General features: G+C 73.7%; 15 protein-coding genes and 2 pseudogenes. 9 read left to right on the top strand and 8 right to left on the bottom strand.

The window, feature by feature from the left end; genetic code table 11:
• Positions 1 to 19 precede the first annotated feature (19 nt).
• The 4 genes from ABT154_RS09135 to ABT154_RS09150 all read right to left on the bottom strand — a co-directional run bounded on the left by ABT154_RS09135 (position 20) and on the right by ABT154_RS09150 (position 2722).
• A complete protein-coding gene (locus ABT154_RS09135; protein WP_351854834.1) occupies positions 20 to 991 on the bottom strand; it encodes a hypothetical protein in 972 nt (323 codons plus the stop codon).
• Between the two features lie 36 nt (positions 992 to 1027).
• The gene (locus ABT154_RS09140; RefSeq protein ID WP_351854837.1) at positions 1028 to 1429 is read right to left on the bottom strand and encodes an SHOCT domain-containing protein; all 402 of its coding nucleotides are present in this window, start codon (positions 1427 to 1429) and stop codon (positions 1028 to 1030) included.
• Between the two features lie 117 nt (positions 1430 to 1546).
• Positions 1547 to 1996, bottom strand: coding sequence for a peroxiredoxin (locus tag ABT154_RS09145; protein WP_317875305.1), 450 nt, complete (start codon positions 1994 to 1996; stop codon positions 1547 to 1549).
• Between the two features lie 105 nt (positions 1997 to 2101).
• Positions 2102 to 2722, bottom strand: coding sequence for a PadR family transcriptional regulator (locus tag ABT154_RS09150; protein ID WP_351854841.1), 621 nt, complete (start codon positions 2720 to 2722; stop codon positions 2102 to 2104).
• A gap of 176 nt (positions 2723 to 2898) precedes the next feature.
• On the opposite strand from ABT154_RS09150, the gene ABT154_RS09155 reads away from it, so the two are divergent.
• The 3 genes from ABT154_RS09155 to ABT154_RS09165 all read left to right on the top strand — a co-directional run bounded on the left by ABT154_RS09155 (position 2899) and on the right by ABT154_RS09165 (position 5257).
• Entirely contained in the window at positions 2899 to 3384 is a 486-nt protein-coding gene (locus ABT154_RS09155; RefSeq protein ID WP_351854844.1) for an SRPBCC family protein, read from the top strand.
• 183 nt (positions 3385 to 3567) lie between these two features.
• On the top strand, positions 3568 to 4932 hold the full coding sequence (locus tag ABT154_RS09160) for a L,D-transpeptidase (protein WP_351854846.1): 1365 nt from the start codon (positions 3568 to 3570) through the stop codon (positions 4930 to 4932).
• 16 nt (positions 4933 to 4948) lie between these two features.
• Complete coding sequence (locus ABT154_RS09165; protein ID WP_351854849.1) at positions 4949 to 5257, top strand: CU044_2847 family protein; 309 nt, start codon at positions 4949 to 4951, stop codon at positions 5255 to 5257.
• Positions 5258 to 5320: 63 nt separating this feature from the next.
• Here ABT154_RS09165 and ABT154_RS09170 read toward each other — a convergent pair.
• Positions 5321 to 6010 (bottom strand): annotated as a pseudogene (locus tag ABT154_RS09170) (ABC transporter permease); the annotation flags it as partial.
• Between ABT154_RS09170 and ABT154_RS09175 the strand changes: the two are divergent.
• Positions 5924 to 6154, top strand: a complete 231-nt coding sequence (locus tag ABT154_RS09175; protein ID WP_351854851.1) for a hypothetical protein — start codon at positions 5924 to 5926, stop codon at positions 6152 to 6154. The pseudogene ABT154_RS09170 and the gene ABT154_RS09175 sit on opposite strands and share 87 nt — an antisense overlap.
• Positions 6155 to 6410: 256 nt before the next feature.
• Positions 6411 to 6914: a tetratricopeptide repeat protein gene (locus ABT154_RS09180; RefSeq protein ID WP_351854854.1), complete on the top strand. Its 504-nt coding sequence runs from the start codon at positions 6411 to 6413 to the stop codon at positions 6912 to 6914.
• Positions 6915 to 6957: 43 nt separating this feature from the next.
• Here the strand turns inward: ABT154_RS09180 and ABT154_RS09185 are convergent, their stop codons facing one another.
• The 3 genes from ABT154_RS09185 to ABT154_RS09195 form a co-directional block, all read right to left on the bottom strand.
• Positions 6958 to 7275, bottom strand: a complete 318-nt coding sequence (locus ABT154_RS09185) for a cupin domain-containing protein (protein WP_351855093.1) — start codon at positions 7273 to 7275, stop codon at positions 6958 to 6960.
• Between the two features lie 104 nt (positions 7276 to 7379).
• Entirely contained in the window at positions 7380 to 8675 is a 1296-nt protein-coding gene (locus tag ABT154_RS09190) for a M20 metallopeptidase family protein (RefSeq protein ID WP_351854856.1), read from the bottom strand.
• Between the two features lie 86 nt (positions 8676 to 8761).
• The gene (locus ABT154_RS09195) at positions 8762 to 9346 is read right to left on the bottom strand and encodes a TMEM165/GDT1 family protein (protein ID WP_329286377.1); all 585 of its coding nucleotides are present in this window, start codon (positions 9344 to 9346) and stop codon (positions 8762 to 8764) included.
• A 309-nt stretch (positions 9347 to 9655) separates the two neighbouring features.
• Here ABT154_RS09195 and ABT154_RS09200 point away from each other — a divergent pair, with 309 nt between their 5' ends.
• The 4 genes and pseudogenes from ABT154_RS09200 (at position 9656) to ABT154_RS09215 (ending at position 12528) form a co-directional block, all read left to right on the top strand.
• A complete protein-coding gene (locus ABT154_RS09200) occupies positions 9656 to 10324 on the top strand; it encodes a TetR/AcrR family transcriptional regulator (protein WP_351854858.1) in 669 nt (222 codons plus the stop codon).
• Between the two features lie 72 nt (positions 10325 to 10396).
• A pseudogene (locus ABT154_RS09205) lies at positions 10397 to 10645 on the top strand (MFS transporter); the annotation flags it as partial.
• Positions 10646 to 10952: 307 nt separating this feature from the next.
• Positions 10953 to 11387 carry an MFS transporter gene (locus ABT154_RS09210; RefSeq protein ID WP_351854861.1) on the top strand — a complete coding sequence of 145 codons (435 nt, stop codon included), beginning with the start codon at positions 10953 to 10955 and terminating at the stop codon, positions 11385 to 11387.
• 1 nt (position 11388) lies between these two features.
• Positions 11389 to 12528: a PP2C family protein-serine/threonine phosphatase gene (locus ABT154_RS09215; RefSeq protein ID WP_351854863.1), complete on the top strand. Its 1140-nt coding sequence runs from the start codon at positions 11389 to 11391 to the stop codon at positions 12526 to 12528.
• Positions 12529 to 12615 lie beyond the last annotated feature (87 nt).

Genomic DNA, 12615 nt, shown 5'->3' on the forward strand with positions numbered 1-12615 from the left:
GAGGTATGCGGCATACGCATTAAGGGGTGGGTTCCTGGCTCCGCCGCCGCTTGCGGCGCCGCCAGTGCCACCAGCCGCCGGTGATCAGGCAGCCGCAGGTGAGGACGGTCCCGACTACGGGCCACTGCCCACCCGCGATCCGGATGTCCGTGGCGAGCACCAGGAAGAGGGCGACGGCCGGCAGCATCAGTGAACCCAGCGCGCGCAGGCCCGACAGCGCGAGGGCCGGGTCGACCCGCAGGCCGCGCGGGGAGCGGAGGGAGCGGGGGGAGCGCGTGCCGGGTTCACCGACGTAGAAGACCGCGGCCCGGTCCAGCAGTCGGGTGGTGGCCCGCTGGTAGGAGACGGCCATGTACGGCAGCCAGACCAGCGGGGCGACCAGGCCGACGAGGAACACGACCCCGAGCAGCGCCCACCGGCCGATCCGGGTGAACCGCCCGGCGGGCTCCTCCTCGGGGGTCAGCAGCCCGAGCAGCCGGGCCATCCGAGAAGTCAGCTCCCAGAGGGCGGCCGTCCTCGTCCGGCCGCCCCTCCGAGGCGCCGTGCGCTCGCCCCCGGCCGGCTCCAGCGCGGCTCGGGCGGCCCCGGTGTCCGCGTAGACGCCCTGCAGGACGAGCAGTTCGGCGGCCCGTTCCGGGTCCGTGGCGTCCAGGCCCTCGACGGCGGCGAGTTCGAGCACCGTGCGTGCCTGGGAGAGCAGGGCGGCGCAGAACGCGAACGGCACGAGCAGCAGGAAGGGCCCGCCCACGAACGCCCCTTCCGCCGTCACCGACCGGCGCCCCCGGGTCATGACCATGACCCGCAGGGCGGCGGCGTCGGCCTCGGGGTGGTCCGAGCGGAGGCGGGCGACGACGGCAGCCGCAGTCGGACCCATATGGCGCAACGCGAAGGACGCGAGCGACTCCGGGAGTCTGCCGGGCTCCGCGAGGGCTTCCCTCAGCAGGGAACCCGCGAGCCCGGCGGCCGGTGCCGCCCGCGCCCTCTTCCGCACGCCGGTGCGCGCTCCTTCCGAACCGCCTCGACGGCGTCAGGCCAGGACCTTGGCCTTCGCCTTGTCGAACTCCTCGGGAGTGATCGCGCCCTTGTCCCTCAGCTCGGCGAGCCGGGCCAGTTCGTCGGTGGGACTCGTCGCGCCGTCGCCCGGGGTTCCGGCGGTCTTGCGGATGTAGTCCTGGAACGCGGCCTCGCTCGCCTTGGCCTGCTTGACGTCACGCTCGCCCATGCTCCTGCCCCGGGCGATGACGTAGATCAGCACGCCGATGTACGGGAGCACGATGCAGAGGACCAGCCAGCCTGCCTTGGCCCAGCCGTTGAGGGAGTGGTCCCGGAAGATGTCGGTGATCACCTTGAACAGCAGGAACAACCACATGATCCAGAGGAAGAACCACAGCATGGTCCAGAAGAGGTTGAGGAGGGGGTAGTCGTCCATTCCTGCACACTCCGATCCCACGCCGGCCGGGAGGGACCGGGCGTTTCAGCGAGTCTCGCCCAGACCCGGCGCCGCCGCATGTCGTGCGGACGAGGCCGGGCCCGGGGGAGACGCTGCTCAGGGGGTGCGGAGTGCGGCCAGCGCCCGGTCGGCGTGCGCGCTCATCCGGAGTTCGCTGCGCACGACCTCCCGTACCCGCCGGTCCTGGCCGATCACGAACGTGACCCGCTTCGTCGGCGCCAGCGAGAATCCGCGCTTCACCCCGAACCGGTCACGCACGGCGCCGTCCGGGTCGGACAGCAGCGGGTACCCGAGGGAGTGCCGCTCGGTGAACTCCCGCTGCCGCTCGACCGCGTCCGAGCTGATCCCCACGGGCAGCGCCCCGACGGCTCGGAATTCGGCCGCGAGATCCCGGAAGTGGCAGGCCTCCGCGGTGCACCCGGGGGTCATCGCCGCCGGGTAGAAGAAGAGGACGACCGGCCCCTCGGCGAGCAGCCCGGTCAGGGAGCGCGGGGCGCCCGTCTCGTCCGGAAGGGTGAAGTCCTCCACGAGGTCACCGATGTTCATCGCGGCCCGTCCCCGATCATTCCTGGTGCGCCGCCGGTGTGTCCGGTGGCCGGGCCGGTGACGCTACCGCAGAGTAGAAGGAGGCCGCACCCGTCCGGGTGACGCTCAGGCCTGCCGCGCGGCGACCCCGCCCCGTACGGCGGCTCCGCCCGGCGCCCCGGCCCGGCCGCGCGCCTCCGCACGCCGGTCGAGCACCGCGAGGGCGCGCTCGCCCCAGCGCAGGTTCTCCTCCTCGAAGTACCGGCCGCGCATGAGCGTGAGGTACGGGCCCACCCGCTCGGCCTCGCCGAGGTAGGTGTCCTCGTCCCGGCCGTTCAGCATCCACTCCCGCAGCCGGTCGTAGCGCGCCAGCTTCGCCCGCGCCGTCTCCATCCGCTGGGCCACGAACTCACGGACCGCCGTGGTGTCGCCCTCGTCGCAGGCCTGCACCTGGACCATCAGCTCGTCCCGTACGGCGCTGGGGCGCGGCGGCGCCGACGTGTAGGCGGCGAGATCCCGCCGACCGGGCTCCGTGAGGCTGAACATCCGCTTGTTGGGGCGCCGTTCCTGCTCCACCACGCGGGCCGTGATCAGACCGGCCACCGCGAGCCGGTCCAGCTCGCGGTAGAGCTGCTGCGGGGTGGCGGCCCAGAAGTTCGCGACGGACACGTCGAAGATCTTGGCCAGGTCGTATCCGGAGGCCTCGCCCTCCAGGAGAGCTGCGAGGACGGCGTGCTTGAGGGACATCCGGACACGCTAGCAGCACGTTGAATAGTTTCCTCCGCACCTAATCAACCGCCCTTCGGCGGGTCGGAGGGGGGTACCGGGGTCCTACGCTGGCACGTCCGTCCGCCGCCTGCCTAGGCTGGAGGCAAGGGACGGCAGATCCGCGGGGCGGGACGGCAGATCCGAGGGGCAGCGCGATGGACAGCGACACGTTCGTCTACACCACCTATATCCGGACCACCCCCGACGAGCTGTGGAAGGCGCTCACCGACCCGGAGTCCACCCGCCGGTTCTGGGGCGTGGCCTTCGAGACCGAGTGGACCCCAGGCGCCCCCATGGTCTGGGACGAGGGCGGCCGCAGGACCGCCGACCCCGAGCAGGTCGTCCTCGAGGCCGAGCCCGGCCGCCGCCTCTCGTACACCTGGCACACCTTCACCCCGGAATGGGCGGAGGCCGTGCGCCTCGGACGGGATGTGTACGAGCGCCTCGCCCGCGAGCGCCGGTCGCGGGTGACCTTCGTGATCGAGCCCTCCGGTGACACGGTCAAACTGACGGTGACCCACGACGACCTGGCGGCCGACGGCTTGATGAAGGGGCTGATCGGCGAGGGCTGGCCCGCGCTGGTGTCCAGCCTCAAGTCCCTGCTGGAGACCGGCGAGGAGCTCCCGGAGCCGGCCCGCTGACCCCTCGCGGCTGATTCCCCGGCGTCCCGCTGATCCCCGGCCGCTGATCCATTCGAGTCGTCTCGCCCACGAGTCCGCCGCCACGCCCGACGCCTTGATCATCTCTTCCTCCTCTCATCCGATTTGATGCTCCGGTCGGTAACGGCCGCCGACATCGTCGTACGGAAGGGGAGGGTGTCCTACGTGTCGTCACGCAGATACGTACGGGGGTGGGCAGCGCTGTCCTTCGCGGTGGGAGCCGTTCTCGTCGGTACGGCCGCGCAGTCGCCGCCGTCCGGCCCGGACGCACCGCCCGCCGCGGGCCCGTCGGCCACCGCGGTCGTCTCCGTGGGCGGCTGCGCCGCCGGCGGCCTGTGCTCCGCGCCCCGGCACACCCTCGCGCTCGGCGGCGGCCCCGTCCTCACCGGGCGGCCGTTCACCCTGGACCCCCGGATGTCGGGGCCCGTGGAGCTCGCCCTGCGCACCCAGGGCGTGCTCGCCGACATCACCGTCACCGACCACCGCGGACGGCGCGTCGCGGGTGCGCCGAGCGCCGACGGCAGCCGGTGGACCAGTGCCGCGCCGCTGCCCGCGGGAAGCCGGTTCGCCGCCCGCCTCGTCGTCGAGCGGGCCGACCCGGCGGGCACGCTCCGGCACGTCGCCCGGCTGGACTTCCGTACCGTCGCCGCTCCCGCCGGGGACCGGCTCACCGTCGCCTTCGGGCCGGACGACGGCGGGACGTACGGAGTCGGGCAGCCGGTCACCGCCGAACTCAGCCACCCCGTGCCGGCCTCCGCCCCCGAGGCCCGCCGTGTCGTCGAGCGCGCCCTCGAGGTACGGACGGAGCCCCACGTCGACGGTTCCTGGTACTGGGTCGACTCCGCCACCCTCCACTACCGGCCCCGCCACTACTGGCACCCGCGCACCACGGTCCGGGTCCGCAGCGGTCTCGAAGGGGCCTGGATCACCGGCGGTCTCTACGGTGGCCGCTCGAAGCCCCTGACCTTCACCACCGGGGCGCGGATCGAGGCCGTCACCGACATCGCCGCCCATGAGATGACCGTGTCCCGCGACGGCAGTCTTCTCCGTACCCTGCCGGTGACCACCGGCAAGGCCGGCTACCGCACCCGCGGCGGCACCAAGGTCGTCCTCGGCAAGGAACCCATGGTCCGGATGCGCGGCGACTCCATCGGCATCGCCCGGGGCAGCAGCGACTTCTACGATCTGAAGGTCCTTTGGGCCACTCGGGTGACGTGGAGCGGGGAGTACCTGCACGCCGCCCCCTGGTCGCTCGACGCGCAGGGCAGCGAGAACGTCAGCCACGGCTGCACCGGCATGAGCACCGAGGACGCGGCCTGGCTGTTCGGCACCGTCCGCGAGGGCGACCTCGTGCGCGTCGTCAACGGCTACGGCGCACCCATGACCCCCTTCGACAACGGCTTCGGCGACTGGAACCTCAGCTGGCCCGAGTGGCGGCGCGGCAGCGCCTTCGGCCCCGGCGCCCTCGACGCGGGCGCCGCCCGGCCGCGCTCCGCGACTGCCGCGCCCGGCCTGCGCCCGGCCCTCTGAACCACCAGGAGCTTCGATGACCGACATCACCCGGGTCGACCTCGGCGACGGCACCCTCTTCGTGGAGTCACGGCGGATCGGCCCCGACGCGGAACTCGAAGGGTTCGGTGGTCGTACGCCCGACCTGTCGGCGGTCACCCGGGCCCTCTCCTCCTTCGCCGCACAGATCGGCGACGCGCTCCACCAGGCGGCCCCGGACCGGGCGACCGTCGAGTTCGGCTGCCAACTGGGTGTGGACGCGGGCGTGCTCACCGCGCTCGTCGTCCAGGGCGGCACGACCGCGAGTCTGCGCGTCACCCTCGAATGGGTGAGGCAGGACCGTTGAGGCGGGCGACCCCGTCCGCACACGCCCCTCAGAGCCCCGCAGGTCCACGATCTCGTCGAGGGACAGCGCGAAGGCCAGCAGCCCGCCCGCCAGGAGCGCCGACCGCAGCAGCGGGAAGGTCACGTCCCAGCAGGCGCGGAAGGCGTGCGCCCCGAGGTCCGTCGCCGCCTCCTCGTACGAGCCCGGGAGCCGCCGCAGCCGGGCCACCACGTTGTTGAAGACCACCACGATGCAGAAGGTCGCGTGGCCCACCACCACCGTGAACATCCCGAGGCCCATCCCGAGCGGCTCAAAGACCGTACCGAAGGCCGAGTTGAGCGCGATGCCCGTGACGATGCCGGGACCCCGGCCGTGCGGGATGCCGTAGGCGACTCCCTTGACGGAGTTCCAGTCCTTGTTCTTGAGCCCGGCGAAGACATCGGCGTGGTTCGGTACGAGCGCGGTGTTGACCGGTGCGGCGTCGCCGGAGGCGATGAGCCTCGGCGTACTCCGACTACACCCACTGGGACTGGTACACCCTGCCCCGCGAGACCGGCCGCCGGGCCCTATGTCGACTACCTCTGCTCGGACGAGTAGAGCCTCACGCTCTCCGCGCCGGTCGCCCTCGACGGTACGTTCGTCGGGGTCGCCGCCGCCGACGTCTATCTGCGCCACTTCGAGGTGGCCGTGCTGCCCGCGCTCCAGGCGCTCCCCGGTCCGGCCTGGCCGGTCAACGCGCGCTGCCGGGTCGCCGCCTCCACCGACCCGGCCCATCTGGTCGGATCGCTGACCAGGGGCCCCGACTTCGGCGCCGTCCTCGCGGGACCGCGGACCGGGCACCGCGCGGACGGGCTGCGCCTGCCGTGTGCGGGGACCCCGCTGGTCCGCGTCACCACCGAGAGCCGAGCCCGGGTCTGAGGAGTTCCGCGGCGGCCGGGGCCCGCCCGGCGGGGACCGCGTGCGGGAGCAGGCTCGCGGCGACTGGTGGGACGGGGAGAACCGCATCGGGTCTCCCGGACGGCTCGTACCTGACGGAGGGGCGGCCGGGAGGCTACGGGCGGTCGCGGGCCGCCCTCCTCGTGCGGGGACGCCAGGGCCGGGCCCGCCCGCCATGGCGGCTCGTCACCTGGAAGGCGCCCCCGGAGCACCCGCCCCGAGCTGCGATGATGCCGCCATGGATCATCACGAGACGAAGGACGGCCGGCTGGCCGAGGCCGTCGCCCTGCGCGGGGCGGGCCGCCAGGAGGAGGCCCGCGAGCGGCTCGTCGCGCTCGCCTCAGAGCATCCCGACGACGCCGGGATCGCCTACCAGACGGCCTGGGCCCATGACGTCCTCGGCCTGGAGGCGGAGGCCGTGCCGTACTACGAGAACGCCCTCGCGGGCACCGGGCTCACCGCCGACGACCGGCGCGGGGCGCTCCTCGGCCTCGGCAGCACCTACCGGGTCCTCGGACGGTACGAGGACGCCGTCGTCCTCCTGACCGGCGCCGTCGAGGAGTTCCCCGAGGACGGCTCGCTGAAGGCCTTCCTCGCCATGGCGCACTACAACACGGGCGGTCACCACGAGTCGGTCCGGCTGCTGCTCCGGCTGCTCGCCGCCACCAGCGGGGACCCGTCGGTACGGGAGTACCGCGCGGCCATCGAGCACTACGCGGAGGATCTCGACGCGACCGGGTGAACGCGCGGGGGCCGGAGTTGCTCGGTCTCCGGCTCGCGGGCGTTCAGTCGTTGACCGCCGTCAGGATCACCACCGCGTCGTCCAGGGCGGTGAGCCCGTGCCGCTCCTTGGGGATCATCCGCAGGGTGCCCGCCGGGAGCTCCTCCGCCCAGCCGGCGGCCGTCACCCTCACCCGGCCCCGGAGCACCTGGAGGCTCGCGGCCGGCGGTGCGTTGTGCTCGTCCAGGGACGTCCCCGACGTCAGGGCGATGACGGTCTGGCGGAGCACCCCGTCGTGCATCATCAGATGGGCGCTGCGTCCGTGCGGCGCGGAGTGGGCCGCGGCCAGGTGCTCGTCGGCGAGGGCGGCGAGGTCCAGGATCATGTCTCTCCCTGCGTGGTGCGCGGCCGGATACCCCCAGCCTCCCGCGTGGCGTCGGGGACGCAACTCGGGACCGCCGGCCGTGCGGACCGGCCCGTGGGGGATCAGCCGCCGACCCGGGGGACCAGGGCTCCCGTCAGATGGTCGTACGCCACGTGCGCGTGGAGCCGGACGCCGGTGACGAGGGTGTCGTCGTCCGCGTAGAAGTGCGGGTTGTGGTTGGTGACCAGACCGCGCCCGCCGGGCGCGGGCACCGGCCGCCCCCCGGCGTCCAGGACCGCGTCCTGCACGCCGAGCATCACGTACAGACCGCCGAACCGGTTCACGAACTCGGAGACGTCGTCGTACCCGAGCGTCGCCCCGGTCTCCACCACGCGCTCCTCACCGACCACCCGCCGGAAGGTCGGAAGCCCGGCCTCCACCCACGGGGGGCTGTTGTGCACGGGCGGCACCGGCTGGAGGTACTCCACCAGGGCCGTCGCTCCGTACGCAGCCGCGGAGTGCTCGGCGAGCGTCGTCAGCCGCTGCTGCACCCGTGCCATGTCGGACTCGACGGCGCAGCGGACCGTGCCCCACAGCGTCACCGTCTGCCCGATGATGTTGAAGCGGCCGACGTCCTCGAGGTGCCCGATCGACACCGTGACCGGGTCGAAGGCCGAGACCTGCCGGTACAGCTGACCGATGCCCGTCAGGACGGCCCCCACCGCGGGCATCGGGTCGACGCCCTCCCAAGGGGTCGACCCGTGGGTCTGCTTGCCGGTGACGACGATCCGGACGAGCGTGGAGGCGCCGTACTGATTGCCGATCCGGTACCCCACGTACCCCTTCGGATGCGGTGTCACATGCAGCCCGAAGGCCATCGTCGGCACCGGGTCGGCGAAGGCGCCCGCCGCGATCATCGCGCGGGCCCCGCCCTCCTCGGTCACCGGAGGGCCCTCCTCGGCGGGCTGGAACACGAACAGCACGGTGCCGGGCAGCCGCTCGCGCACCCCCGCGAGGACGGTCGCGGCGCCCAGCAGCGCCGCCGTGTGGCAGTCGTGTCCGCAGGCGTGCGAGACCGGGAAGGGGCCGCCCGGATAGTCGGCGTCGACCGTGGCGGAGGCGAACTCCGCCCCGCACAGGTCCTTGACCGGCAGGGCGTCCATGTCCGCCCGCAGCGCCACGACCCGCTCACCGGGCCCGCCCCCGCGCAGGACGCCGACGACCCCGTGCCCGGCGATGCCCGTACGGACCTCGTCGAGGCCGAGGGCGCGCAGCTCGTCCGCGACGAGGCGGGCGGTGTTCACCTCACGGTTGGACAGCTCGGGATGCCGGTGCAGGTGGTGGCGCCAGGCCACCACCCGGTCCGCGACCGAGGCCGCCCGCTCGTCCAGTTCGCCGTGGATCGTCTCGCCGCCCATGCGGGCATCGTCGCACCGGAGCGCGAACGGCGCACGCCCCTGCCGGGAAGGGCGGGGGCGTGCGCCGTTCGCGCGGGCGCGGGATGTCAGCCGGTGAAGACCTCGGTCAGGGACCAGATCGCCAGACCGGCCATGCAGATGCCGCCGATGCGCTGCACGGTCTTGAGCGGTACGCGCTTCGCGATGAACCGGCCCGCGACCAGGGCCAGCGCGGAGACGCTCATCAGGGCGGCGAGGGAGCCGATCGCCGTCGACCAGGTGCCGTTGGTGGCGGCGAGGTTGGCGGTGGTGATCTGGGTGAGGTCACCCCACTCGCTGATGAAGACGGCCATGAAGGCGGTCGAGAAGACGGGCAGGAAGCCGGTGACGGTCTTGCCGCCCTCGTCGGCCTCGTCGTCGTCGCCCCCGCCGCGCAGCAGCATGAACGCGCCGAAGCCGAACAACAGGGCCGAGACCAGCTTCACCGACCAGCCGGGGAGCAGCCCGAGCAGGCTGCCGGCGCCCACGGCGATGGCGACGTGCGCGAGGAAGGCGGTCGAGGTGCCGAACCAGACGTACAGCGGACGCATGCGCGTGCCCATGGCGAGGGACGCGAACATCGTCTTGTCGGGAAGTTCGGCGAGGAAGATCAGCCCGAAGGCGGTGAGGATCGCCAAGGGGTCGAGGTGCATACCGGGGCTCTCTGCTCGGTCCGGGCCCCGTGGACCCGGCACGACACCTCGATGGGCGACGGAAGGACCACTCGGCCCGGCATGACGGACCACGCCCACGGAAGCGCGGACGCGGTTGTTGCCTGGCCGAAGGTCTCGCCCGTCCGCTCCGTACGTGCTGGACGCGGACCCGGTCACCGGGAACCCGGAGGTTCCAGTATGTCGACGACCGGTTTGCAGGGCTACTCCCCTTCGCTGTCCCCGAGTGTAACCGACCGGAGCGCGAGCGTGGGTAGACAGTGTCTACTCGTCTTGGTAGACACACTGTCCATGCGTGAAGAGGCGGAAGATCATCAGCTCCATGGAAGCGACGGCGGCGGCGACGGCCCGGGTGACGGCGGTGCGCTCGACGGCGCCGGAGGCCCGGCCGACGACGGCCTGCGCGGGCGGCTCGTCCGCGTCGGCGTCGAGCTGGTCGACGCCGAAGGCGCCCGGGCCCTCACGCTGCGCGAGATCGCCCGCCGCGCCGGCGTCTCCCACGGCGCCCCCCGCCGCCACTTCCCGACCCATCTCGACCTCCTGTCGGCCATCGCCCGCCGGGGCTTCGCCGAACTGGGCGCCCGCGCCGCCGCCGAGGACCGGGAGACCGCCGCCCCGCGCGAACGGATCGCGCTCCTCGCCCGCGCGTATCTCGACTTCGCCGCGACCCGGACCGGCATGTACGAGCTGATGTTCCGGCACGACCTCCTGGAGAGCGGACGCCTCGGGCTGCGCGAGACGAGCCTGCCGCTCTTCGCCCACCTCACCGGACTCGTCGCCCGCGTCCGCCCCGGCGCCGACCCCGTCGTGATCACCGGCACCCTCTGGGCCAATCTGCACGGCATCGCCCAGCTCCGGCACTGGGGCAGCCTCCGGCTCGCGACCGGCGGCGACGACCCCGCCCCCTTCCTCACGGCGGCCCTCGACGCCCACCTCGGCCCGGCGGAGCCGACGCGGTGACGCGGCACCGCGGAGCCGACGCCGTCGCAGCGCCCTCGGGAGCCGCGCGCCGCACCCCGGTCCTCGCGCGCAGTGTCGTCGGCGCGGCCGTCGTCGCCCTCGACGGCACCGTGCTCACCGTCGCCCAGCCCCCTCCAGGACGATCCGCACGCCGACGTCGGCCAGGTCCAGTGGACCAGCACCGGCTACCTCGTGGCCGTCGCGAGCCTCCTCGTCCTGGCCGGGCGGCTCCGCGACCGCCACGGCCACCGCCGGGTCTTCGCCGTCGGTGCCCTCGGCTTCGCCGCCGCCTCCACCGGCATCGCCCTCGCCCCGGGCATCGGCACGGTCATCGCGCTGCGCGTGCTCCAGGGGGTGTTCGGGGCGCTCCTCCAGCCCGGGCGAGGGCGATCCCGGCGGCCACGGCTCCGGCGAATGCGAGCACTCCGGTTCCCGCGCCGCCGGGCCGCGCCGGTTCGTCGTGACGTACTTCCTCCAGGACGTCCAGCGGCTCGACCCCTCGGCCGCGCGCTCCGCGTCCTGCCAATCGCCCTCCTCATGGTGCTCGGCGCGCCGCTCTGCCCACCGCTCCAGCGGCTTCGGCCCCCGGCGCACGGCCGCCGCCGGCGCGGGACTGCTCACGCTCGGGGTGCTCGGTCTCGCCCGGCTCGACACCACCGCCGGTGCGCTCCCCGTGGGGTTCGCCGTCGCCCTGCTCGGCGCCGGGTTCGTCACGCTGATGGTCGTCGCGACCTCGGTCGTCGTGCACCGCGCCACCGAGGCCCACGCCGGAGTCGCCGGCGGCCTCCAGCAGACCGCGATGAACATCGGCCCCGCGTTCCGGGTCGCCACCGCGACCCTGCTCGTCGCCCTCGTCCCGCACGGCGGATTCGTACCGGCCAGGGGGGCGGCCCTGCCGGTCCTCGCCGTGCTCGCCGCCCTCGCCCTCCCCGCGGCCCTCGCGCTCCCCGGCACGGCCGTGGCCTCCGCGGGACCGGCGCCGTCGGGCGGGGCGGACCGGGAGCGGACACGCCCGGGTCCCGCCGCACCGGGGCCCCGGCGTCGACCGTGCGTACGATCATGAAATGCCCGCAGGTCACCGGGGCCGTCCCGGCACAGCGGCGCGCACCCAGCTCAACCTCGGTCGCGCGCTGCCCTTCCTGGTCCTGGTCCTGACGTTCCTCGCGGACGTGATCACCCCCGACCGGGAGCGCTTCGACCGGCTCCTCGTCGCCGCGCCCGCGCTCGCCGCCGTCACCTGGAGCGTGCGCGGGACCATCGGCATCGGCCTGCTCGCCATGGCCGCCCGGCTGCTGCTCGGCGTCATCCGGGGCGAACAGCTCGTCCCCGAACTCGTCGCCAGCGAGGCCGTGATCGCCGCCGTCACCGCCGCGGCGGCCTGGGTCAGCCGCGTCCGCATCCGCTACGAACAGGACCTGCGGGAGCTCACCGCCGTCGCCGAGGTGGTGCAGCGGGTCGTCCTGCGCCCCCTCCCCGAGCACCTCGGCCGCTACGACCTCCACCTGCTGTACGTGGCGGCCGCCGCGAAGGCGCGGATCGGCGGAGACTTCTACGAGGCCGTACGGATCCCCGGCGCGGTCCGGATCATGCTCGGCGACGTCCAGGGCAAGGGCCTCGGTGCCGTGGAGACCGCCTCCGCCCTCCTCGGCTCCTTCCGCGCCGCCGTCTACGACGCCGCCGACCTGGCGGTCCTAGCGGACCGGCTCGACGAGTGCCTCGCCCGGTACGGGGCCTGGGACCCCGACTCCGACGCCGCCGAACGCTTCGCCACCGTCGTCCTCGTGGAGCTCCCCGACGGCGGGGACACCGCCCGGCTGCTCAGCTGCGGCCACCCTGCGCCCCTCGTCCAGCGCGGGTCACGGGTCGAGCCCGTGCACTTCGCCGATCCCTCCCTGCCCGTGAACCTGGCAGGCCTCGCCGACTCCCGGCACCGCATCGAGGAGGTGCCGTTCGGCCCCGGGGACCGGATGCTGCTCTACACCGACGGCGTCAGCGAGACCCGCGACCGGACCGGCACCTTCTACCCGCTCGAACCGCGGCTGCGCGGGTGGGCCCGGGAACCGGCCCGGGACCTGCCGGACATCCTGCACAAGGACCTCACCCGCTACGGCTCCGGCGGCCTCGACGACGACATCGCCGCCCTGGTCGTGGTGTACCCGCCCGAGTACGCCACGGTCGGCTCCGTCTCGACCCGATCCGGGTGACGGGGCCGTTCCGCGGTGTCCCCAAACATCGCGTTCGGGGCGCCTTGTGTCGTTCCCGGCCGGTTGCGTGACACGTGCGCCGTTCGT

Source organism: Streptomyces sp. NPDC001728 (assembly GCF_040297565.1).
GTDB lineage: Bacteria > Actinomycetota > Actinomycetes > Streptomycetales > Streptomycetaceae > Streptomyces.